This window comes from Streptomyces sp. 2P-4, assembly GCF_030167965.1.
Taxonomy (GTDB): Bacteria; Actinomycetota; Actinomycetes; order Streptomycetales; family Streptomycetaceae; genus Streptomyces; species Streptomyces globosus_A.
This window is the reverse complement of sequence record NZ_CP095011.1, coordinates 4,761,921-4,783,837: the sequence shown is the minus strand read 5'-3', so window position 1 is coordinate 4,783,837 and position 21,917 is coordinate 4,761,921. Positions and strand designations below refer to the sequence as shown.

General features: G+C 73.1%; 15 protein-coding genes. 1 reads left to right on the top strand and 14 read right to left on the bottom strand.

What is annotated here, in order from left to right; all coding sequences use genetic code 11:
- Window positions 1-76 precede the first annotated feature (76 nt).
- The 3 genes from MUK52_RS21100 to MUK52_RS21090 form a co-directional block, all read right to left on the bottom strand.
- Entirely contained in the window at window positions 77-4,138 is a 4,062-nt protein-coding gene (locus tag MUK52_RS21100) for an Rne/Rng family ribonuclease (RefSeq protein WP_284579102.1), read from the bottom strand.
- Window positions 4,139-4,375: 237 nt separating this feature from the next.
- Window positions 4,376-5,155 (bottom strand): TIGR03936 family radical SAM-associated protein, encoded by a 780-nt coding sequence (locus MUK52_RS21095; RefSeq protein ID WP_114058904.1) that lies wholly within the window; start codon window positions 5,153-5,155, stop codon window positions 4,376-4,378.
- Between the two features lie 231 nt (window positions 5,156-5,386).
- Window positions 5,387-6,274, bottom strand: coding sequence for a hypothetical protein (locus MUK52_RS21090; RefSeq protein WP_284579099.1), 888 nt, complete (start codon window positions 6,272-6,274; stop codon window positions 5,387-5,389).
- Window positions 6,275-6,455: 181 nt separating this feature from the next.
- Here MUK52_RS21090 and MUK52_RS21085 point away from each other — a divergent pair, with 181 nt between their 5' ends.
- Window positions 6,456-7,838, top strand: a complete 1,383-nt coding sequence (locus MUK52_RS21085) for a recombinase family protein (protein ID WP_284579097.1) — start codon at window positions 6,456-6,458, stop codon at window positions 7,836-7,838.
- A 47-nt stretch (window positions 7,839-7,885) separates the two neighbouring features.
- On the opposite strand, the gene MUK52_RS21080 is transcribed toward MUK52_RS21085, so the two are convergent.
- The 11 genes from MUK52_RS21080 to MUK52_RS21030 form a co-directional block, all read right to left on the bottom strand.
- Window positions 7,886-9,814: a TIGR03960 family B12-binding radical SAM protein gene (locus tag MUK52_RS21080; protein ID WP_114057540.1), complete on the bottom strand. Its 1,929-nt coding sequence runs from the start codon at window positions 9,812-9,814 to the stop codon at window positions 7,886-7,888.
- An 80-nt stretch (window positions 9,815-9,894) separates the two neighbouring features.
- The gene (locus MUK52_RS21075) at window positions 9,895-11,436 is read right to left on the bottom strand and encodes a CYTH and CHAD domain-containing protein (protein ID WP_284579091.1); all 1,542 of its coding nucleotides are present in this window, start codon (window positions 11,434-11,436) and stop codon (window positions 9,895-9,897) included.
- A gap of 160 nt (window positions 11,437-11,596) precedes the next feature.
- On the bottom strand, window positions 11,597-12,796 hold the full coding sequence (rodA, locus tag MUK52_RS21070; protein ID WP_114057542.1) for a rod shape-determining protein RodA: 1,200 nt from the start codon (window positions 12,794-12,796) through the stop codon (window positions 11,597-11,599).
- Window positions 12,797-12,806: 10 nt separating this feature from the next.
- Window positions 12,807-14,987 (bottom strand): penicillin-binding protein 2, encoded by a 2,181-nt coding sequence (gene mrdA / locus MUK52_RS21065; RefSeq protein WP_114057543.1) that lies wholly within the window; start codon window positions 14,985-14,987, stop codon window positions 12,807-12,809.
- A 13-nt stretch (window positions 14,988-15,000) separates the two neighbouring features.
- On the bottom strand, window positions 15,001-15,705 hold the full coding sequence (gene mreD, locus MUK52_RS21060) for a rod shape-determining protein MreD (RefSeq protein ID WP_114057544.1): 705 nt from the start codon (window positions 15,703-15,705) through the stop codon (window positions 15,001-15,003).
- A gap of 12 nt (window positions 15,706-15,717) precedes the next feature.
- A complete protein-coding gene (mreC, locus tag MUK52_RS21055) occupies window positions 15,718-16,668 on the bottom strand; it encodes a rod shape-determining protein MreC (protein WP_114057545.1) in 951 nt (316 codons plus the stop codon).
- Window positions 16,669-16,843: 175 nt separating this feature from the next.
- Entirely contained in the window at window positions 16,844-17,863 is a 1,020-nt protein-coding gene (locus MUK52_RS21050) for a rod shape-determining protein (protein WP_008738981.1), read from the bottom strand.
- A 296-nt stretch (window positions 17,864-18,159) separates the two neighbouring features.
- On the bottom strand, window positions 18,160-18,570 hold the full coding sequence (ndk, locus tag MUK52_RS21045) for a nucleoside-diphosphate kinase (RefSeq protein WP_114057546.1): 411 nt from the start codon (window positions 18,568-18,570) through the stop codon (window positions 18,160-18,162).
- A gap of 123 nt (window positions 18,571-18,693) precedes the next feature.
- Window positions 18,694-19,035 carry a DUF4233 domain-containing protein gene (locus MUK52_RS21040; RefSeq protein ID WP_114057547.1) on the bottom strand — a complete coding sequence of 114 codons (342 nt, stop codon included), beginning with the start codon at window positions 19,033-19,035 and terminating at the stop codon, window positions 18,694-18,696.
- A gap of 3 nt (window positions 19,036-19,038) precedes the next feature.
- Window positions 19,039-20,511, bottom strand: a complete 1,473-nt coding sequence (gene folC / locus MUK52_RS21035; protein ID WP_428985499.1) for a bifunctional tetrahydrofolate synthase/dihydrofolate synthase — start codon at window positions 20,509-20,511, stop codon at window positions 19,039-19,041.
- Between the two features lie 155 nt (window positions 20,512-20,666).
- Window positions 20,667-21,830 carry a sensor histidine kinase gene (locus MUK52_RS21030; protein WP_284579076.1) on the bottom strand — a complete coding sequence of 388 codons (1,164 nt, stop codon included), beginning with the start codon at window positions 21,828-21,830 and terminating at the stop codon, window positions 20,667-20,669.
- Between the last annotated feature and the right edge of the window lie 87 nt (window positions 21,831-21,917).

The window sequence follows — 21,917 nt, the reverse complement described above, 5'->3', positions numbered from 1 at the left end:
TCCGCGGGGTACGGGACCGCCCCGGCCCCGCGGGGTGCGGGGCCGGGGCGGTCCGTTGACATGCGACCCGGGCGGGTCAGGCGTCCGAGTCGGTGGAGGCCGCGGCGGAGGGAGCGCTCTGCTCCGCCGCCGCGGTCTTCTTCGTCGCCTTCTTCGCCGTCGTCTTCTTCGCCGTCGTCGTCTTCTTGGCCGCGGTCTTCTTGGCCGTCGTCGTCTTCTTGGCGGCGGCCTTCTTTGCCGGGGCCTTCTTGGCGGCCGTCTTGCGGGCCGTCTTCTTGGCCGGGGCCGGCTCCTCGGCCGGGGCCTCGGGCTCGGCGGCGGCTGCCGGGGCCTGCTCCGACGGGGCCGTCTCGACGACGACCACCGCCGCCTCCGCGCCGGCCGGCGAGCCGGCGGGCGAGGTGGCCTTGCGGACGGCACGGCGCCGCGGACGGGCCGGTGCGGCCGCGGGGGCCTCGGCCTCGACCGGAGCGGGCTCCGGCTGCGGTTCGGCGGCCGGCTCGGGCTCGACGGCCGGCTCCGGCTCGGCCGCGGCGGCCGGCTGGGGCTGCGGCTCGGGCTCGGCCGCGGCGGCCGGCTCGGGCTGCGGCTCGGCGGCCGGCTGGGGGGCCGCAGTCGCCGGCGCGGTCGCCTTGCGGGTGGCGCGGCGGCGCGTCCGGCCCTTCGGCTCGGCCTCGACCGTCTCCGACGCGGCCACGGCCTCGGCGACGGCCTCCGCGGCCGGCTCCAGCACCGTGTCGGCAGGCGCGGTGACCGGCTCGGCCTCCACCTCGACGACCGGCGCCGGCGCGGCCTCGACCGCAGCCGCGGCAGCCGGAGCAGCAGCTGCGCGCGGGGCGCCCGCGGCGGCGGTCGCCTTGCGCGTGGCGCGGCGCCGGTTGCGGCGGCTGCTGACGCCGGCCGCGGCCTCCGCCTCCGCGACGCTGCTGTACAGCTCCTCGTCCGGGGCGAACGCCGGCTCGGGCAGCGCGACCGGCGCGGCCACCTCGGCGGCCACCTCGGCCTCGCTCTCCGCCTCCGGCTCGGCCACGGCGACCGTCCCGGCGGTCTCCACGGCCTCGACCTCGTGTTCGTGGCCCCGGCCGCCGCGCCGCTTGGCGCGCTTGCCGCCGTTGCCGCCGGCCGCGGACGCCGTGTCCATGTGGACGATCACGCCGCGCCCGTTGCAGTGGACGCAGGTCTCGGAGAAGGACTCCAGCAGGCCCTGGCCGACCCGCTTGCGGGTCATCTGGACCAGGCCGAGCGAGGTCACCTCGGCGACCTGGTGCTTCGTACGGTCGCGGCCCAGGCACTCCAGCATGCGCCGCAGGACCAGGTCGCGGTTCGACTCCAGCACCATGTCGATGAAGTCGATGACGACGATGCCGCCCAGGTCGCGCAGCCGCAGCTGGCGCACGATCTCCTCGGCAGCCTCCAGGTTGTTCCGGGTGACGGTCTCCTCGAGGTTGCCGCCCTGACCGGTGAACTTGCCGGTGTTGACGTCGATGACGACCATCGCCTCGGTCTTGTCGATCACGAGGGAGCCGCCGGAGGGCAGCCACACCTTGCGGTCGAGCGCCTTGGCGAGCTGCTCGTCGATCCGGTACGTGGCGAAGACGTCGACCTCGGACGTCCAGCGCTGCAGGCGGCCGGCCAGGTCGGGGGCGACGTGCGAGACGTAGCCGTGGATGGTCTCCCAGGCGCTGTCGCCGCTGACGATGACCTTCGAGAAGTCCTCGTTGAAGATGTCGCGCACGACGCGGACGGTCATGTCCGGCTCACCGTACAGCAGGCTCGGCGACGACGTCGTGATCTGCTTCGACTTCTTCTGGATCTCCTCCCACTGCGCCTGGAGGCGCTCGACGTCGCGGCGCAGCTCGTCCTCGCTCGCGCCCTCGGCGGCCGTGCGCACGATGACGCCGGCGTCCTCGGGGACGATCTTCTTGAGGATGGTCTTCAGGCGGGCGCGCTCGGTGTCGGGCAGCTTGCGGCTGATGCCGGTCATCGAGCCCTCGGGCACGTAGACCAGGTAGCGGCCGGGCAGCGAGACCTGGCTGGTCAGGCGGGCGCCCTTGTGGCCGATCGGGTCCTTGGTGACCTGGACCAGCACGGACTGGCCGGACTTCAGGGCGGTCTCGATGCGGCGCGGGCCGTTGGCCATGCCGAGCGCCTCGAAGTTGACCTCGCCGGCGTACAGGACGGCGTTGCGGCCCTTGCCGATGTCGATGAAGGCGGCCTCCATGGACGGCAGCACGTTCTGGACCTTGCCCAGGTAGACGTTGCCGACGTACGAGGTGGCCTCTTCCTTGTTGACGTAGTGCTCGACGAGCACGTTGTCCTCAAGGACGCCGATCTGCGTGCGGTCTCCGTTCTGGCGGACGACCATGACGCGCTCGACGGCCTCGCGGCGCGCGAGGAACTCGGCCTCGGTGATGATCGGCACGCGGCGGCGGCCCTGCTCGCGGCCCTCGCGGCGGCGCTGCTTCTTGGCCTCCAGCCGGGTCGAGCCCTTGATGGACTGGACCTCGTCGGACTCGGGCTTCTCGCGGGCGGGGCGCGGCTCGCGGACCTTGACGACGGTGCGTACGCCGTCCTCGTCGGCGGCGTCGGCGTCCGCGGCGGTGTCACCGCTGCGGCGGCGACGGCGGCGGCGACGGCGGCTGGAGGTGCTGCCGAGGGCGTCGGCCTCCTCGGCCTCCTCCTCGTCCTCCTCGGCCTCGGCGGCCTCCTGGTCGGCGGCCTCGGCCTCGTCCTCGGCGGCTTCGTCGAGCTCGGAGGCCTCGCCGCGGCGGCGACGGCGGCCACCGCGGCGGCGACGGCGGGACGGGCGCTCGTCGGAGTCGTCGGCCTCGTCCTCTTCGAGGTCGGCGGCCTCGGCCTCCGGCTCCTCGTCGGCGGGCTCGGGTGCGGCCGGGGCCTCGGCCGCGGGGGCCTCGACGGCGCCGCGGCTGCGCCGGCGGCGGCGGCCGGACGGCTGCGCGGCGGGGGCCTGGACGGCCTCGACCTCGGCCTCGGCCTCCTCCTCGTCCTCGTCGGCTTCCTCGGCCTGGGCCTCGGCGGCAGCGGCGGCGGCCGCGAGGGCGGCGGTCTCCGGGGTCTGGAACATCGGCTCGGTGAAGACCGGCGCCTGGAACACGGGGACGGCGGGGCGCACGGCGCGGCGGGAGCGCGCCGGGGCGGCGGGCTCCTCGGACGCGGGCTGTGCGGCGGGGGCGGCCGGCGCCTCGGCGGCGGGGGCGGGGGCGGCCGGGGCGGCGGCGCGGGTGGCACGGCGGCGGCCGCGCTTGGGCGCGTCGACGGCGTCGGCCACGGTGACGGTGGCCTTGGGGGCCTCCTGCTTGACGGGCTCGGTGGCGGGCGCCTCGACGGCGGCGGCAGCGGCCTCGGCGGCGGGGGCGGAGGTGGCGCGGGTGGCACGGCGGCGGGTCCGCGGAGCGGGCGCAGCAGCCTCCTCGACGGCGGCAGGCGCCTCGACGGCGGCGGGCGCCTCTGCGGCAGGAGCCTCGACGGAGGCGGCCTCGGCGACCGGGGCGGAGGTGGCACGGGTGGCACGGCGGCGCGTCCGCGGAGCCGGAGCAGCAGCCTCCTCAACCGCGGCCGAAGCCTCCACGGCAGCAGCGGGAGCCTCCACCACGGCAGCAGGCTCGGCAGCCGGAGCGGACGTCCCACGGGTGGCACGGCGGCGGGTCCGCGGAGCCGGAGCAGCAGCCTCCTCGACGGCGGCAGGCGCCTCGACGGCGGCGGGCGCCTCTGCGGCAGGAGCCTCGACGGAGGCGGCCTCGGCGACCGGGGCGGAGGTGGCACGGGTGGCACGGCGGCGCGTCCGCGGAGCCGGAGCAGCAGCCTCCTCAACCGCGGCAGGCGCCTCGACGGCGGCGGGCGCCTCGACGGAGGCGGCCTCGGCGACAGGGGCGGATACGGCGCGGGTGGCACGGCGGCGGGCCCGCGGCGGGGCGGCGGCGGGCGCGGCCTCGGCCTCGGGGGCGGCGGCAGGGGCGGCATCGACCGCCTCGGCGGCGGGCGCGGACGCGGCGGCGGTCGCACCGGGCGGGCCGGCGGGACGCGACGCGGCACGGCGGCGCCTGCGCGGCGGCAGGTTGTCGCTCGGGCTGCCGTTGTCGATGCCGGCGGGGGTGTTGTTGTTCTCGTTGTCGAGCATGCGGGCGGTTCTCCCGTCACGCTCCCGGGCTCCGCGGCTGACATCCGGTCCGGCTCGGCTCCGCGCGTGTCGGCGCGGAGCCGGCCTCCGGGGCGCGTTCGCCTCACGGGAGCTGTAGTCCATGGCCGCCGGTTCCGTACGCTTTGTCCGTACGGCCTGGCGGAAGTCTTCAGGTCGATGCGCGGCCCGACCCAGGTGGCTCCCGAGTGCCAGGGCTGCGCGGCGGCGGCGACGCCCTTACGCGGCGGGACCTTCCGGCGCCTTCGCGTCGGCAGCCACGGCGGCCGTGGGTGGAGCGGCCGTGTCGGCCTCGCGGTCGGGCGCGAGCGGGTCGGTCACCGTGCCGGACTCCTCGTCGAAGAGCCCCTGCGCCAGCCTGGTCACCGCTGCGGGGACCGGCGGCGCCAGGTCGGCCACAGCTCGGAGACCGGACAGGACGTCGTCGGGTCGAACGGCAGGTGTCAGATGCCGAACAACCAGCCGCAGTATCGCACAGGCACTGTCCGGCGTCCTATCAGCCGGCGAAGGAAGGACCTCCAGTGCCGCGACGGCTCCGCGGGTGTCGAAGGTGCGGATGCCGTTCTTGGTGCGGCGCTGCACCTCCACCTGCTCGGCGGCGAGGAAGGCCTCGGCCGCGCGCGCCGCGTCGCCGGAGTCGACCCCGTCGAGCCGCAGCTCCCACACGGAGGCGGTCAGGCGGTCCGCGAGGCCGGAGGTGCGGGCCTCGACGGCGTCGGTGATGTCGAGGCCGACCGGCATCGACTCGTCGAGCAGTTCGCGGAGCTTCTCCGGGTCGCGGGGCTCCGTGAGCGCGATCTCCAGGTACTCGGCCTCGCTGCCGGTGCCGGTCGGCGCGGCGTTCGCGTAGGAGACGCGGGGGTGGGGGGTGAAGCCGGCCGAGTACGCCATCGGCACCTCGGCGCGGCGCAGGGCGCGTTCGAACGCGCGCTGGAAGTCGCGGTGGCTGGTGAACCGGAGGCGGCCGCGCTTGGTGTAGCGCAGTCGGATGCGCTGCACCACCGGTGCGGGGGGCGGGCCTTCGGGCTGTCGCTTGCCCAGGGGTTCTTCTCCTTGTGCGGGGCTCCGCGGCTCGCGCGTCGCCCTGAGGTCCGGGGGACTGCCGGCCGTGCCCCGCTCCCCGGCTCGCCCCCGCCTCGGGGGGCGGGGGGTGCTCGGGGCGGGCATGCGGCCTGTGGCTGTCGTACTACCCAGATTACGCGCCCCTGACCTCGCCGGTTCCCGGGGCGGTCAGCCGAGGAGGACGCGGCGCACTTCTGCCCGCACCTGCCGGGCGGTGGTGCGCAGGGTGCGCCACGCGTCGCGCAGCACGTGCCCGACCGGGGTGAGGACGTACCGGTAGAGCTGCCGGCAGGGCCAGCCCGCCAGCACCCATGCGGCCAGGGAGAGCCCCCGCCACAGGGCCCGGGCGATCCGGCCGGCCACGTGCCAGGCCCAGACGAGAACCTGCCACAGCGGCAGGAGGAGCAGCCGGTGGACGCCTCGGGCGACCCAGGCGACGGCCGTGCCGACGGGGACGAGGACCCACCGCCACACCGCCGCGGCGGTCCAGGCGGCCGCCCGCCCCACCGGAACGACGAGGTGGTCCCAGGCGGCGCGGAGCAGCCACAGCACGCCGAGGCCGGCCGGCGCGAGCGCGTACCGGTACACGGCCGAGGCCAGCCACAGCACGCCGCGCCCGAGGGGGGCGAGCAGGTACCCGTACACGGCCCGGCCCAGCCATACGAGGCCTTGCCCGGTCGGGGCGATCAGCCAGCGGTGGCCGGTGGAGCCCAGCCACCGCAGGCCCCGCCCGAGGGGGGCGAGCAGGTACGCGTACAGGGCGCGGCCCGCGGGCGCGAGCAGGTACCGCCACAGCCCGACCCACGGCCAGACGAAGACCAGCTTGAGCAGGACGCCCAGCACCCACCCGGTGCCGCGGAGGACGGGCCCGAGGACGTGGGTCCACAGCGGCCCGAGCAGGTGCCGGTGCAGGGCCCGCGCCACGGCGGCGAGCAGCTCCCACACCACCCGCACGGGCAGCACGACGAGCACGGCGACGATCTTGACGGGCACCCGGACGACCCCGGTGAGGCAGCCTTCGCCCTGGCCGGCGGAGGGGCGTGTGACGCGTTCCATGCCCCCATGGACACAAGAACGCCCCCGTGCCGTTGCAGCGGGGGCGCGGATCTTCACCGGGATCCCGTCGGCAGCCGGAGCACCTGCGGACGAGGCAGGCGCTCCGGGCTGATTCCGGGCGGGGCGGGAGGTCCTACTTGTTGACGACGCTGGCGTGCACTGGAGAGAGCCGGACCTGGCGATGCTCGATGAGCTCCGGGGGGCCGAGAGCGCGCTTCCTGCGGATGCCCCGCGCGCCCTGATATCGGTGCGGCTGTCGGCGCTCACCGCGGACACCACGTCGCCTGTGCGCCAGGAGCTCGAACTGCGGCGCCTCGCCGGGGAACGAGGATTGCGCGTCGTGGGTGTGGCCAGGGACCTCAACGTCTCGGCCACCCGGGTCCCGCCTTGGCGGCGCAAGGAACTCGGGCGCTGGCTGAACGACCGCGTGCCGGAATTCGACGTGATCCTCTTCTGGACGATGTATCGGTTCGTCAGACGGGTGACCGACCTCAGCACCATGATCGATTGGTGCTCGGTCCATGGAAAGAACCTCGTCTCGAAGCACGACGCCATCGACCTCTCCACCTCGCTCGGCAAGGCCACGGCAGAACTCGTCAGCGCCCTGGCGGAGATCGAGACGGGTGGAACAAGGACCAGGGTGGCGAGCCTGTGGGACTACGCCAGGACGCAGTCGGACTGGCTCGTGGGGAAGCCGCCCTACGGGTACGCGACCGATGGCAGTGGGAAGCTGGTCATCGAGCCGCGAGCGCAGCGCGTGCTCCGGTGGTGCCACGGCGCAGCAGTGCGAGGAGTCTCGGCACGTCGCATGACCACCGTACTCAGCCGCGCCGGGGTCCCGACCGGCGGAGGCGGACAGTGGACGGCCAGCACGCTTCTGAGAAGGCTGCGGAACCCGGCACTGATGGGGCTCCGGGTCGCGGAGGACAAGGATGGCGGTACGCGCCGGTCCAGGATCGTCCGCGACAAGGCCGGCCTCCCTGTCCGCGTGGCGGACCCGATCTTCACGGAAGCCGAGTGGCGCACCCTCCAGACCGCCCTCGACCGGCGGAGCAAGTCGCAGCCCCATCGCCGCCCTCGCGGCGCGACCGCGTTCCTCGGGGTTCTGGTCTGCACGGACTGCGGCACGAACATGACCGTCCGACGGACTTCGGTGCAGGGCCGGACCTATGCCTACCTGCGCTGCCGGAGTTGTCCGGGCGGAGGTTTGGGCGCACCCGATCCAGAGGCCGTGTACAGGGAGCTCCGAGGGCAGGCCGTGGCCGCGCTGGGTGCGCAGCCGGTACGCGTACGGGAGTACGTGCGCGGGAGCGCTGGCCCGCGACGGACCGAGCCGCATTGGGTCATCGCAGCGAACGGCGAGACCTTCGGACACCGCTGGGAACGCGAGGGCCAGTTCGTCATGGCCGAAGACCTGCGACGGGCTGGAGTCACCTGCCGGGTCCGTCGCACGAAGGTCTCCCGGACCAGAGCACCCGAGGTCCGGGTCGAGCTCGCCATCCCGGCCGACGCCGAGGAACGCCTGATCATCAGGCAGGACGTCTTCTCGGACCTGGTCCGTTGACACGTCGGCCCCGTCCTCGGTGGACGGGGCCGACGGAGCGGGCACTGCTACTTGTTCACGACCGTCAGCGGCAGGAGCTTCTTGCCCGTGGGGCCGATCTGGATGTCGAGCCCGAGCTGAGGACAGACGCCGCAGTCGAAGCACGGGGTCCAACGGCAGTCCTCGACCTCCGTCTCGTCGAGGGCGTCCTGCCAGTCCTCCCACAGCCAGTCCTTGTCGAGGCCCGAGTCGAGGTGGTCCCAGGGGAGGACCTCCTCGTAGGTGCGCTCGCGGGTCGTGTACCAGGCCACGTCGACGCCGTACTGCGGGAGCGCCTTCTCGGCGCACTCCATCCAGCGGTCGTAGCTGAAGTGCTCGCGCCAGCCGTCGAAGCGGCCGCCGTCCTCGTACACGGCGCGGATGACGTCGCCGATGCGGCGGTCGCCGCGGGAGAGGAGGCCCTCGACGATGCCCGGCTTGCCGTCGTGGTAGCGGAAGCCGATGGAGCGGCCGTACTTCTTGTCGCCGCGGATCTTGTCGCGGAGCTTCGCCAGGCGGGCGTCCGTCTCCTCCGCCGACAGCTGGGGGGCCCACTGGAAGGGGGTGTGCGGCTTGGGGACGAAGCCGCCGATGGAGACGGTGCAGCGGATGTCGTTCTGGCCGGACACCTCGCGGCCCTTGGCGATCACGTTGACCGCCATGTCGCCGATCTGGAGGACGTCCTCGTCGGTCTCGGTCGGCAGGCCGCACATGAAGTACAGCTTCACCTGCCGCCAGCCGTTGCCGTAGGCGGTGGCGACGGTCCGGATCAGGTCCTCTTCCGAGACCATCTTGTTGATGACCTTGCGCATGCGCTCGGAGCCGCCCTCGGGGGCGAAGGTCAGGCCGGAGCGGCGCCCGTTGCGGGTGAGCTCGTTGGCCAGGTCCACGTTGAAGGCGTCGACGCGGGTCGACGGGAGGGACAGGCCCACCTTGTCGTCCGTGTAGCGGTCGGCGAGGCCCTTGGCGATGTCGGCGATCTCCGTGTGGTCCGCGGAGGAGAGGGAGAGGAGGCCGACCTCCTCGAAGCCCGTCGCCTTCAGGCCGCGGTCCACCATCTCGCCGATGCCGGTGATGCTTCGCTCCCGCACGGGGCGCGTGATCATGCCGGCCTGGCAGAAGCGGCAGCCGCGGGTGCAGCCGCGGAAGATCTCGACGGACATCCGCTCGTGGACGGTCTCGGCGAGCGGGACCAGCGGCTGCTTGGGGTAGGGCCACTCGTCGAGGTCCATGACGGTGTGCTTGGACACGCGCCACGGCACGCCGGATCGGTTGGGCACGACGCGGCCGATGCGGCCGTCGGGCAGGTACTCGACGTCGTAGAAGCCGGGGACGTACACGCCGCCGGTCTTGGCGAGGCGCAGCAGCAGCTCCTCGCGGCCGCCGGGCCGGCCTTCGGCCTTCCAGGCGCGGATGATCTCGGTGATGTCGAGGACGGCCTGCTCGCCGTCGCCGATGACGGCGCAGTCGATGAAGTCGGCGATCGGCTCGGGGTTGAAGGCGGCGTGTCCGCCGGCGAGGACGATCGGGTGGTCGACGGTGCGGTCGCGGGCTTCGAGGGGGATGCCCGCGAGGTCCAGCGCCGTGAGCATGTTGGTGTAGCCCAGCTCCGTGGAGAAGGACAGGCCGAAGACGTCGAAGGCGCCGACCGGGCGGTGGCTGTCGACGGTGAACTGCGGCACCTTGTGCTCGCGCATGAGCTCTTCGAGGTCCGGCCACACGCTGTACGTGCGCTCGGCGAGGACGCCCTCGCGCTCGTTGAGCACCTCGTAGAGGATCATGACGCCCTGGTTGGGGAGCCCGACCTCGTACGCGTCCGGGTACATGAGCGCCCACCGGACGTCACACGAATCCCACGGCTTGACGGTGGAGTTGAGTTCACCGCCGACGTACTGGATGGGCTTCTGCACATGCGGGAGCAGAGCTTCGAGCTGTGGGAAGACCGACTCGGACATCACGCGACTTTCGTGAAGCGGGCAGGGGGCGACTCTCTAGCGTAACCCGAGGGGCCGGGCCCGCCGGACGGTGTGATCACCACCTACGGGCGGAGGCCCTTCCCGGGTGCCCGGCGCGAGACCTTGTCCCATAGGTGCGGAAGGTCGCGTTCGCTCTGGGCGGCCAGGGCGTCCTCGCGGGCGTAGAGGACGCCCCAGGTGAAGGCGTTCTCGCAGGCCGCGGCAGCCTGGATGGAGAGGTCGCGCAGGGCTTCGCGGGCGACGACGCCGTCCTGGTGGTCGCCGAGGAGGGTCTGGACGGCCTTGAGGTCCTTGCGCAGGCGCTTGGCCGGCTTGCCGAGCACCGGTACGGCCGCCTCGGCGGCGTAGCGGGCCCGTTTGGCCGCCTTGCGGGCGGAGTGCAGGGCGAGGTCGCGGTCGGGGCCGGGGTCGAGGGCGAGGGCGTCGGCGATGCGGCCGGCGAGGCGGTCGTACTCGCGGCGGACGGCCTTGACGAGGACGGGCCCGGCGGGCTTGCCGGCGGCGTGGAGCAGCGGCGGGTCGGCGAGCAGGGCGTCGAGGGAGTCGAGGAGGGCGAGCTGGCGGGGGTCGTCGAGGGCGGAGAGGGCGCGGCGGCGGGATTCGGCGCGGCGGCCGTTGTTCCAGGTGCGCAGGCGGCCGCGGACGGGTCCGAGGAGGAGCGGGTGCGGGAGTTCGCCGATGCGGGTGCGGAAGCGTTCGTGGAGGACTTCCTGGTCGCGGTCGACGCCGAGTTCGCGGGCGAGCCGGCGGAGCTCGTCGCCGAGGGGGTCGGTGGCCGTGGGGTCGAGGACCTTGCGGTGGGTCTTGAGGGCGCTGCGCAGGCGCCGGCTGGCGACGCGCATCTGGTGGACGGCGTCGGGGAGGTCGCGGCGGACGGCGGGGTCGAGGGCGACGAGGGCGTCGCGCTGTTCCCGGAGGAAGGCGAGGACGTAGGCGCCCGCGGTGCCGTCGCCCCAGTCGGGGCGGGGTGGTGGGGTGGCGGCGGTGCCGGTCTCGGCGAGGGCGCGGGCGAGTTTGGAGGGGCTGTCGGAGGCCCGGATGCCGGCTTTGCGGAACTTCTTCTGGACGGCGTCGAGGAGGGAGGGGTCGGTGCCGTCGGCGAGTTCGACTTCGATCTCGGTCCAGTCGGCGGTGGCGGCGGCGGGGTCTTCGGCCTGCCGGGATTCGGCGTGGACGGTGTCGGTGGAGAGCTCGGCGAGGAGGGCGCCGTCGGCGTCGAGGAGGTGGCGGATCCGGCGGGTGGAGCGGAGCCGGACCAGCGGGACGAGGTCGGCGTCGCGGGCGCGGGAGCGGACGAGGGCGGCGAGGTGGCGGGGGACGGTGTCGGAGAGGGGGGCGCCGATCTCGTCGCGGACGCCCGGGGAGACGGGCAGTTTGAGGTGCCAGCCGGCGTCGGGGCCGCCGGTGCGGCGGCGCAGGGTGACGCCGTCCGCGGCGAGCCGCTGGTCGGGGGTGTCGTAGTAGACGGCGTCGAGGTCGGCGATGCCGCGGTCGGCGACGGCGGCGATTCCCGCGGTGCCGGTCAGGTCGGGAACGCCGCGCTGTTCGGCCTCGTCCGTCGTGAACTCGAATTTGCGTTCGATTTCGCGTTTCGTGTCCGCCATGCACCGAACTTAGACCGGGTCGGCGGGTCGCCGCAGGGCGAACGGGCGCTCGACGGGTGAAACGGAGGAGATCCGGCCGCATGGCGCTGCCCTGCCGCCCGCCCGCCCGCCCCGGCAGGCCGCCCCCGCCGCCGGAGACCCGCCTCCGGCGACTCGCCGCCTACGCCGACATCGGCCGCTGCACCTTGATCGACTGGAGCAGTCCGATGGCCACCCACACGGCGAACATGGACGACCCTCCGTACGAGACGAACGGCAGCGGCAGGCCGGCGACGGGCATGATCCCGAGCGTCATGCCGATGTTCTCGAAGGACTGGAAGGCGAACCAGGCGATGATGCCGGCGCAGACGATGGTCCCGTACAGCTCGGTGGTCTCCCGGGCGATCACGCAGGCGCGCCAGAGGATGACGCCGAGCAGGACGAGGATGAGGCCGGCGCCGACGAAGCCGAGCTCCTCCCCCGCCACGGTGAAGACGAAGTCGGTCTGCTGCTCGGGGACGAACTGGCCGGTGGTCTGCGAACCCTTGAACAGCCCGGATCCGGTGAGCCCGCCGGAGCCGATGGCGATGCGCGCCTGGTTGGTGTTGTAGCCGACGCCGGCGGGGTCGAGCTCGGGGTTGGCGAACGCCGCGAAGCGGTTGATCTGGTACTCGTCGAGGATGCCGAGCTGCCAGACGAGGACGGCGCCGGCGACGCCGGAGCCGAGGAGGCCGAAGACCCAGCGGTTGGAGGCACCGGAGGCGAGCAGGACGCCGAGCACGATGACGACCATGACCATGACCGACCCGAGGTCGGGCATGAGCATGATGATGCCCATGGGGGCGGCCGCGAGGAGCAGGGCCTTGACGACCGTCCGGTGGTCGGGATGGGCGATGTCGCCCGCGTCGACTCTCGCGGCCAGCAGCATCGCCATGACCAGGATGATCGTGATCTTGACGAACTCGGAGGGCTGGAGCGAGAAGCCGCCGCCGAGGACGATCCACGCGTGGGCGCCGTTGATGGTGGCGCCGAGCGGGGTGAGCACGGCGATGATCAGCACGAGGGAGATGCCGTAGAGGACCGGCACGGCGCCCCGCAGCGTGCGGTGGCCGAGCCAGATCGTGCCGATCATCAGGACGAGCCCGATGCCGGTGTTCATGGCGTGGCGGACGAGGAAGTAGTACGGGTCGCCCTGGTTGAGCTGGGTCCGGTTCCTCGTCGCCGACCACACCAGCAGGGTGCCGAGGAGGGACAGGGCGAGCGCCGAGAGGAGTATCGGCCAGTCGAGCCGGCGCAGCACCGAGTCGCGCGAGGTCAGCTTGGCCATCGCGCCGCGCTCGGGCGCGTACCGGGAGACGGAGAACTTGTTGGCGGTCTGCATGGTGGTGGGCTCAGTCCTGCCACGAGGGGGGCGGTGCGGGGGGTCCGGCGAGCGCGGGCGGCGCCAGGTCTTCGGGGGACGGGGGCACGTACGGCTTCACCTCGGGCGCCTCGATCGTGCCGTCGGGGCGGACGGCCGGCAGCTTGGTCTGCGGCTTGGGCAGCAGGGCCCGGGCCGGGTCGAAGCCGCCCTCCATGTCGAGGCCGTACATGGCGTTGTAGATGTTGCGGACGGCGGGGCCGGAGGCGCCGGAGCCGGTGCCGCCCTGGGAGATCGTCATGACGATGGTGAAGTCGTCGGTGTAGGTGGCCAGCCAGGAGGTCGTCTGCTTGCCGTAGACCTGGGCGGTGCCGGTCTTGGCGCGCATCGGGATCTTGTCCTGGGGCCAGCCGCCGAAGCGCCAGGCGGCGGTGCCGCCGGGTTCGACGACCATCCGCAGGCCCTTGTCGAGGTCCTTCAGCGTCTCGGCGTCGACGGGCAGCCGGCCGTGCGGCGTGGGCTGGATGACGTCGGTCCGCTTGCCGTCGGGGCTGATGACGGCCTTGCCGACGGTGGGGTTGTAGAGGGTGCCGCCGTTGCTGATGGCGGCGTAGGCGGTCGCCATCTGGATCGGGGTGACGAGGACGTCGCCCTGGCCGATGGCGAAGTTGATGCTGTCGAACGCCTTGAGCTGGTTGCCTTCGAGGCAGCTCTCGTAGGCGATCTGCTCGACGTAGGTGCCGCCTTTCTTGCCCTGCTTGCACCAGGCGTCCTTGTTGGCCTTCCAGAAGCTCTTCTTCCACTGCCGGTCGGGGATGCGGCCGGTGACCTCGTTCGGCAGGTCGACGCCGGTCTCGGAGCCGAGGCCGAACTCGCGGGCGGTCCGGTAGAACCAGTCGTGGGCGTCCTTCTTCGGGGTCAGGCCGCCGTCGCGCTGCCATTCCTTGTGCCCGAGGGCGTAGAAGACGGTGTTGCAGGAGAACTTCAGCGCCTCGCCGAGGGTGATGGGGCCGTGCCCCTTGGACTCGAAGTTGGCGAAGCTGCGGCCGCCGAGGCTGTAGGAGCTGCTGCAGTTGTAGCGGCTGTCGAAGGGGTAGCCGGCGCGCACGGCGGCGCTGGCGGAGACCACCTTGAAGATGGAGCCGGCGGGTGCCTGGCCCTGGATGGCCCGGTTGAGGAGCGGGTAGTTGGATCCCTTGCTGGTGAGCCGGGCGTAGTCCTTGGCGGAGATGCCGCCGACCCAGGCGTTGGGGTCGTAGTCGGGCTGGGAGGCCATGGCGACGATGCGGCCGGTCTTGGACTCCATGACGACGACGGCGCCGGCGTCGGCCTCGTACTTCCGGCCGGTGATCTTGTCGGTCTCCTGGCGGACGGTCTTCATCGCCTGCTGGAGCTCGAACTCCGCGACGGCCTGGACGCGGGCGTCGATGCTGGTGACGAGGGTGGAGCCGGGGATGCCCGGGTCGGACCTGGTCTGGCCCATGACCCGGCCGAGGTTGTCGACCTCGTAGGAGGTGACGGCCGCCTTGCCGCGCAGCTCCTTGTCGTACGTCCGCTCGATCCCGGAGCGGCCGACCTGGTCGGAGCGCAGGTGCGGGGAGTCGGTGTTCTTGGCCTTCTGGATCTCGTCGTCGGTGACCGGGGAGAGGTAGCCGAGCACCTGCGCGGTGCGGGCGCCGCCGGGCGCGGGGTAGCGGCGTACGGCGGTGGGCTCGGCGCTGATGCCGGGGAACTCCTCGGGGCGCTCGCGGATCTGGAGGGCCTGCTGGGTGGTGGCCTCGGAGGTGACCGGGATCGGCTGGTAGGGGGAGCCGTTCCAGCAGGGGCGGGGGGTCTCGGAGTCGCAGATGCGGACCTTCTCCATGACCTCCTTCGGCGTCATGTCGAGCACGCCGGCGAGCCGGGTCAGGACGCCCCTGCCCTTGTCCTTCATCTTCATCAGGGCGGTGCGGCTGGCGGAGACCACGAGCCGGGTCTCGTTGTCGGCGAGGGCCACGCCGCGGGCGTCGAGGATGGGGCCGCGCACGGCGGGCTGGACGACCCGCTGGACGTGGTTGTGCCGGGCCTCGTAGGAGTACTCGTCGCCGTTGCGGATCTGGATGTACCACAGGCGCCCGCCGAGGGTGGCCAGCATGGAGCAGATGAGCACCTGGACGATGACGAGCCGGATCTGCACGCGGGAGGTGCGGCCGGTCTCGGGGGTGTTGGTCACGGGCCCTGCCCCCTCACAGCTTCTTGACGCTCTTCACGCTCTTGACGCCCTTGACCCCCCTTATCCGGCCGGCCCGGTTGGCCCGGTTGCGCGCGGTGATCAGCCGGAGGCCGCCGCGCTGGCTGCCGATGCGCAGGCCGGTGCCGCCGGCGACCCAGCCGGAGGAGACGTCGGCCGCCTTGGCCTGGCCGGTGTTGGCCTCGACGGCCAGCGGGTCGTTCTCGGCGCGCCGGGCGAGGGCCATGATGAACGGCACGGTGAACGGCGCGAGGAGCAGGTCGTAGACGGTCGCGGTGAGCAGCAGCCCCGTCAGGCCGACGTGGCGGGCGGCGGTGTCGCCGACGAGGGCGCCGACGCCCGCGTACATCAGGGTGGAGGTGATGGCCGCGGCGACGACGGTGAGCAGGGGGCCCCAGGCGGAGCGGAACCGTCCGGAGTCGGGCCGGACGAGGCCGGCGGCGTAGCCGATGACGCACAGGACGAGGGCGTAGCGCCCGGCGGCGTGGTCGGCGGGCGGGGCGAGGTCGGCGACGAGTCCGGCGGCGAAGCCGATGAGGGCGCCGCTGGTGTGCCCGTAGACGAGGGCGAGGGCGACGACGGTCAGCAGGACGAGGTCGGGCACGGCCCCGGGCAGCTGCAGCCGTCCGAGGACGCTGACCTGGATGACGAGGGCGACCACGACGAGCGTGGCGGAGAGCAGGATCCGGTTGAAGCGCATGGGGGGCAGCTCCTACTCGTCGGCCGGCTTGGCGGGGGCACCGGCGGACGCGGCGGGGGACGGGGTGACCGTGACCGTGACCGTCGGGGTGGGCTGGACCGCGGGCTTGGGGGGCAGGACGGTGTCGCGCGGGTCCTCGCGCGGCGGTACGACGACGACGCCGACGATGTCGAGGCGGGAGAAGCCGACGAAGGGGCGGACCCAGACGGTGCGGGTGAGGTCGCCGCGGGCGGGGTCGACCTTGACGACCTCGCCGATCGGGACGCCGGGGACGAAGGGCTTGTTGCCGCGGGACCCGAAGGTGACGAGGCGGTCTCCGGGGGCGACCTTGGCCTTGCCGTTGAGCATCTGGACGGACAGGGCGCGGTCGCCCTGGCCGGTGGCGAAGCCGAGTTCGCCGGTCTTCTCCAGGCGGGTGCCGACGGTGAAGTCGGGGTCGTTGGCGAGGACGACGGTGGCGGTGTCGGGGCCGACCGTGGCGACGCGGCCGACGAGGCCGTCGCCGTTGAGGACGGTCATGTCGCGTTCGATGCCGTCCTTGCTGCCGGCGTCGATGGTGACGGTCCAGGAGAATCCCTGGGCCGCTCCTATGGCGATGACCTCGGCGCCCTTGATGCCGTACTGGCCGGAGCCGGCCCGCTTGAGCATCTCGTCGAGTTCCCGGATGCGGCTGCGGGTGAGGTCCTCGCTGCCCAGCTTGGCCTTCAGGGCGGCGTTCTCGCGTTCGAGGACGGCGATGCGGCTGTGCCGTTCGCCGGAGTCCCGTACGGCGCCTATGGCGTTGGCGACGGGGTCGACCGCCGAGGCGACGCCTTCCTCGACTGGTCCGAAGACCGCCGCGGCGGCCTGCCGGGCGCCGTCGACCGGAGACTCCTCGCCTGCCCTGATGTCCACCGTGATCAATGCGAACGCGATGGCGATCAGGAGCACCAGGAGCAGCCGGCTTTCTCGTGTGTCCCTCACGTGCGGCGGCCGTGCCTTCCTCGTAGTTGCCCGTGCGGCTGAGCCGCTCCGGTCGCGCCCGGCGCTCGGGGGCGCACCGGGCTGCTGCCTGTATATCAACGATCCGCCGCACGGGCGCGGCAGCACCCGTACGGCGGATCCTTGTGTTCCGTGCCGCCCCGCAAGGGGGTTGGCGTCACCGTCGGGGCTGGGCGTCCAGGACCTGCTGGAGCGCCTCGAACTCCTCCACGCACTTGCCGGAGCCGAGCGCGACGGAGTCCAGGGGGTCCTCGGCGATGTGGATCGGCATGCCCGTCTCGCGGCGCAGCCGCTCGTCGAGGCCGCGCAGCAGGGCGCCGCCGCCGGTGAGGACGATGCCGCGGTCCATGATGTCGCCGGAGAGCTCCGGCGGGCACTTGTCGAGGGTCGTCTTGACCGCGTCCACGATCGCGTTCACCGGCTCCTCGATGGCCTTGCGGACCTCGGCGGCCGAGATGACGACCGTCTTGGGCAGGCCCGAGACGAGGTCGCGGCCGCGGATCTCGGTGTGCTCGTCCTTGTCGAGGTCGTACGCCGACCCGATCGTGATCTTGATCTGTTCGGCGGTCCGCTCACCGAGGAGGAGGCTGTACTCCTTCTTGATGTGCTGGATGATCGCGTTGTCCAGCTCGTCGCCGGCGACCCGGATGGACTGGGCCGTGACGATTCCGCCGAGGGAGATGACGGCGACCTCCGTGGTGCCGCCGCCGATGTCCACGACCATGTTGCCGGTGGCCTCGTGGACCGGGAGGCCCGAGCCGATGGCGGCGGCCATGGGCTCCTCGATGATGTGGACCTGACGGGCGCCCGCCTGGGTGGACGCCTCGATGACGGCGCGGCGCTCCACCCCGGTGATGCCGGAGGGGACGCAGACCACGACGCGCGGACGGGCCAGGTAGCGGCGCTTGTGGATCTTGAGGATGAAGTACCGGAGCATCCGCTCGGTGATCTCGAAGTCGGCGATGACGCCGTCCTTGAGGGGCCTGACGGCGACGATGTTCCCGGGCGTGCGCCCGATCATCTTCTTCGCCTCGGAGCCGACCGCCAGAATGCCACCGGTGTTCGTGTTGATGGCGACCACGGACGGCTCGTTCAGGACGATCCCCCGGCCCCTCACGTACACCAGCGTGTTGGCGGTCCCGAGGTCGATCGCCATGTCACGGCCGATGAACGACATGTTGTTCCCCTTGTTCCCCATGAGGAGCGTCTGGCCTTCCAGTTGATAGCGGCTGCTGTCAGGTCGGCGAGGTGGGTGTGTGGGTGGAGGCCCCATCGTAGTGCCGCGGGTGCGCACATCGCGCGACGGGACTCCGGCAATCCCGCCGGAACGGATACCCGCCCCCTTACTGGTGACGTCGTGTCCTGCCCATGCGTTCCCGCAGGTGCCCCCGTATACCGAAGGGCGACCGAAATTACTTCGGTCGCCCCAGGTGGAGAGCGCTATTCGGCTGATGTCACGTCAGGAGCGACGGGTCACAGCGCGGGGAAGAACAGCTTCAGCTCGCGCTCCGCGGACTCCTCCGAGTCCGACGCGTGGATCAGGTTCTCGCGGACGATGGTCCCGAAGTCCCCCCGGATGGAGCCGGGCGCCGCGGCGATCGGGTCGGTCGGGCCGGCCAGCTGCCGGACGCCCTCGATGGCCCGCTCGCCCTCGACCACGAGGACGACGGCCGGGCCGCTCGCCATGAAGCCCATGAGCGGCTCGTAGAAGACCTTGCCCTTGTGCTCGCCGTAGTGGGCCTCCAGGGTCTCCTGGTCCAGCGTGCGCAGCTCCATGGCGGGAATCGTCCAGCCGGCCTTCCGCTCGATGCGGCCGATGATCTCGCCGACCAGTCCCCTCTTCACCGCGTCGGGCTTGAGGATGACGAGCGTGCGCTGGGACATGTTGCGGCTCCTTGCGGCAAACGGGTGCGGTGGTACGAGGCTACAGGGAGCGCCGGGGGCCGCCGGCACCCGGACCGGGTACCGCCTCCGCCTGCCGCGCGGCTCCGCCCGGCCCCGCCGGGCTCAGGCCTGGGCTTCGCCCTGCGCGGCCCAGCGGGCCTTGGCCTCGTCGATCTTGCGGCCGTAGTGGACCGAGCACCACCACAGGCCGGCGAAGACCGCCCCGAGGAAGAACATCGTCGGCACGACGAAGCCGCTCGCGATCAGCCCGATCTGCAGCGCCCAGCCGATCTGCACCGCGCCGGGGCGCGACAGCATCCCGCACAGCAGCACCGACAGCAGCATGGCGATCCCGCAGACCGTCCAGACCGTGGCCTGCGACAGGTCGCCCTTCATGGCGACCAGCCCGGCGAAACCGATCACGAAGAACTCCGCGATCAGGGTGCTCGCACACAGCGTGCGCATCCGTCAGCCCCTCTTCAGCAGCAGGCGGGCCTCGCCCACCGTGATCACGGAGCCGGTGACCAGGACGCCGGCCCCTCCGTACTCGCCCTCTTCCTCCGCCAGGGTGATGGCGGCCTCCAGGGCGTCGTCCAGCCGCGGCTCCACCTGCACCCGGTCGGGGCCGAACACCTCGACCGCGACGGCCGCCAGCTCGTCCGCCGACATCGACCGGTGACTGGTGTTCGCGGTGACGACGACCTCCGCGAAGATCGGCTCGAAGGCCTCGAACACCCCGCGGACGTCCTTGCCCTCGCTGGCGGCGACGACGCCGATCAGCCGGCTGAAGCCGAAGGCCTCGGTGACCGCCTCCGCCGTCACCTGCGCGCCCGCCGGGTTGTGCGCCGCGTCCAGGATGACCGTGGGGCTGCGGCGGACGACCTCCATCCGGCCCGGCGAGGCAACCGACGCGAACGCCCGGCGCACCGTGTCGGCGTCCAGCTCCCGCGCGGCCTCCCGGCCGACACCGAAGAAGGCCTCGACCGCGGCCAGCGCCACCGCCGCGTTGTGCGCCATGTGCGCGCCGTGCAGCGGCAGGAAGATCCCGTCGTACTCGCCGCCCATGCCGCGCAGCGTCAGCATCTGCCCGCCGACCGCCACCTCGCGGGAGACGACTCCGAACTCCATGCCCTCCCGGGCGACCGTCGCGTCGACCTCGACGGCCCTCTTCAGCAGCACCTGCGCGGCGTCCACCGGCTGCTGCGCCAGGATCACGGTGGCGTCCTGCTTGACGACACCGCCCTTCTCGCCCGCGATCTCGCCCGGGGTCGAGCCGAGCCGGTCGGTGTGGTCCAGGCTGATCGGGGTGATGACCGCGACCGCGGCGTCGATGACGTTCGTCGCGTCCCAGGTGCCGCCCATCCCGACCTCGATGACGGCGACGTCGACCGGGGCGTCCGCGAACGCCGCGTACGCCATGCCGGTGAGCACCTCGAAGAAGGACAGCCGGTACTCCTGCGCGGCGTCGACCATCTCCACGTACGGCTTGATGTCGCGGTAGGTCTCCACGAACCGCTCGGCCGCGATCGGCGCCCCGTCCAGGCTGATCCGCTCGGTGACCGACTGCACGTGCGGGCTGGTGTACCGGCCGGTGCGCAGGTCGAAGGCGTTCAGCAGGGCCTCGATCATGCGGGCCGTGCTGGTCTTGCCGTTGGTGCCGGTCACGTGGATCGTCGGGTACGCGCGCTGCGGCTCGCCGAGGACGTCCATCAGCGCGGCGATCCGCGACACGGACGGCTCCAGCTTCGTCTCGCCCCAGCGGGTGGAGAGCTCCTGCTCGACCTCCCGCAGCGCCGCGGCCACCTCCGGGTCGAGGGGCTCGGCGGGCACCGCGTCGCCCTGCGGCGGTCCGGCCTGGGCGCGCAGGGTGCGGCTGCCGGCCTCGATCACCGCCAGGTCGGGGTCGCGCTCGGACTCTTCGGCCACGATCCGGTCGAACATGTCGAGGGTGTCGTCGCGGTCGTCGGGGCCGTGGCCCTCGGGCTGCTGCTCACTCACAGGGCCAGTTTACGGACGCGGACCGGCGCGGCTTCCGACCCGGGCCCTTCGGCACCTCCTGCGGGGGCCGCGGCCGTGCTGCGCCGGCGGCTGCAGGCCTATCCGCGGGGGAAGACGGCGACGACCACGTACCTGTCGTCCGTCCGGGTGGCCTCCAGGGTTCCGCCCAGGCTGCCGACGCGTTCCGCCATGCTCGCCGTGCCCGAGCCCGCCGAGACCGGCGCGCGGGACGGGATCCCGGCAGGCAGCGGGTTGCCCACCGAGATCCGCAGCTGCCCGCCGTCCGCCGTGATCCGGACGTCGACGGTCTCGCCGCAGGCGTGCTTGGCCGCGTTGGTGAGGCACTCCTGCACCACCCGGTAGACGGCGGCCTGCCGCAGCGGCGACAGCCCGTGCACCTGCGGGTCCAGCTCCATGCGCACCGGCGAGCCGGCCCGGGCGCTCTCCTCGGCGAGCGCGGCAAGCCCCTCCACGCCGGGGGTGGCGGCGGGGCCGCCGCGCTGCACGACGATCTCGTTGAGGGCGAGGTGCGCCCGGCGCGCGGTGTCCGCCAGCTCCGCGAAGTCCTTCCCGTACGCCGTCCCGCGGGCCCGCACCGACAGCACCTCGGAGCGGACCGTCAGCAGGGTCAGCTCGCGGCCGACAAAGTCGTGGACGTCCCGGCCGACCGAGGTGCGCTCCTCCTGCACCGCCTGGAGCACGGCCGCCTCGGCCCGCCGGGCCTCCAGCTCGCGCACCAGGTCGTGGCGGGAGGCGGCGACCCCGACGACCGAGGCGAGCACCCCGATGGGCACGACGAGGCTCACGTACGCGCTGAGGGTCTGGGCCCGCGGCTCGGGCCAGCCGGGGATGCCGAACACGCCGAGGGCGTACGCCACGTATCCGGCGGTGGCGAGCACGGCGGCCCGGCGCCCGCGGAAGCGGCCCACCGAGTACAGGGCGAACTGGACCAGCGTCAGCTCGTGCAGCCAGCCGAGGAACAGCAGCGCGGTGGCGTACGCGATCCACGGCGCGCGGCGCCGCACCAGCAGCGTCGCCGCCCCGGCGGCCAGCGCTGCGGCGGCCAGCAGCCCGTTCAGCGAGTTGTCGGCGGCGGCGAGGCCCGGCAGGTCGAGGGCCATCAGCGCCAGGCAGCCGAGGGCGGCGAGCACGTCCTGCGCCCGCTGCGGCCCGGCGTACCGGGCGCCGGCGGTACGGCGGCCCGCGGCCGCGGCGGCCGCCGCGGCCCGGTGGAGCGCCGGGACGACGGACTGGACGGGCATGCTGTCCATCTTCCGCGGTCGGCGGCGGGGAGGAGGCGGACTGCGGGCGGCGGCGGGCGTGAGAATCGGCACGCCGCTCGCCGGGAA

Coding starts and splice junctions, on each gene's coding strand:
- MUK52_RS21090 (WP_284579099.1), bottom strand. CDS start 6,274: ATGGAACGCGTCACACGCCCCTCCGCCGGCCAGGGCGAAGGCTGCCTC.
- ndk (WP_114057546.1), bottom strand. CDS start 18,570: ATGTCCCAGCGCACGCTCGTCATCCTCAAGCCCGACGCGGTGAAGAGG.
- mreD (WP_114057544.1), bottom strand. CDS start 15,705: ATGCGCTTCAACCGGATCCTGCTCTCCGCCACGCTCGTCGTGGTCGCC.
- MUK52_RS21040 (WP_114057547.1), bottom strand. CDS start 19,035: ATGCGCACGCTGTGTGCGAGCACCCTGATCGCGGAGTTCTTCGTGATC.
- MUK52_RS21085 (WP_284579097.1), top strand. CDS start 6,456: ATGCTCGATGAGCTCCGGGGGGCCGAGAGCGCGCTTCCTGCGGATGCC.
- MUK52_RS21030 (WP_284579076.1), bottom strand. CDS start 21,830: ATGCCCGTCCAGTCCGTCGTCCCGGCGCTCCACCGGGCCGCGGCGGCC.
- MUK52_RS21075 (WP_284579091.1), bottom strand. CDS start 11,436: ATGGCGGACACGAAACGCGAAATCGAACGCAAATTCGAGTTCACGACG.
- MUK52_RS21100 (WP_284579102.1), bottom strand. CDS start 4,138: ATGCTCGACAACGAGAACAACAACACCCCCGCCGGCATCGACAACGGC.
- folC (WP_428985499.1), bottom strand. CDS start 20,511: ATGTTCGACCGGATCGTGGCCGAAGAGTCCGAGCGCGACCCCGACCTG.
- MUK52_RS21050 (WP_008738981.1), bottom strand. CDS start 17,863: ATGTCGTTCATCGGCCGTGACATGGCGATCGACCTCGGGACCGCCAAC.
- rodA (WP_114057542.1), bottom strand. CDS start 12,796: ATGCAGACCGCCAACAAGTTCTCCGTCTCCCGGTACGCGCCCGAGCGC.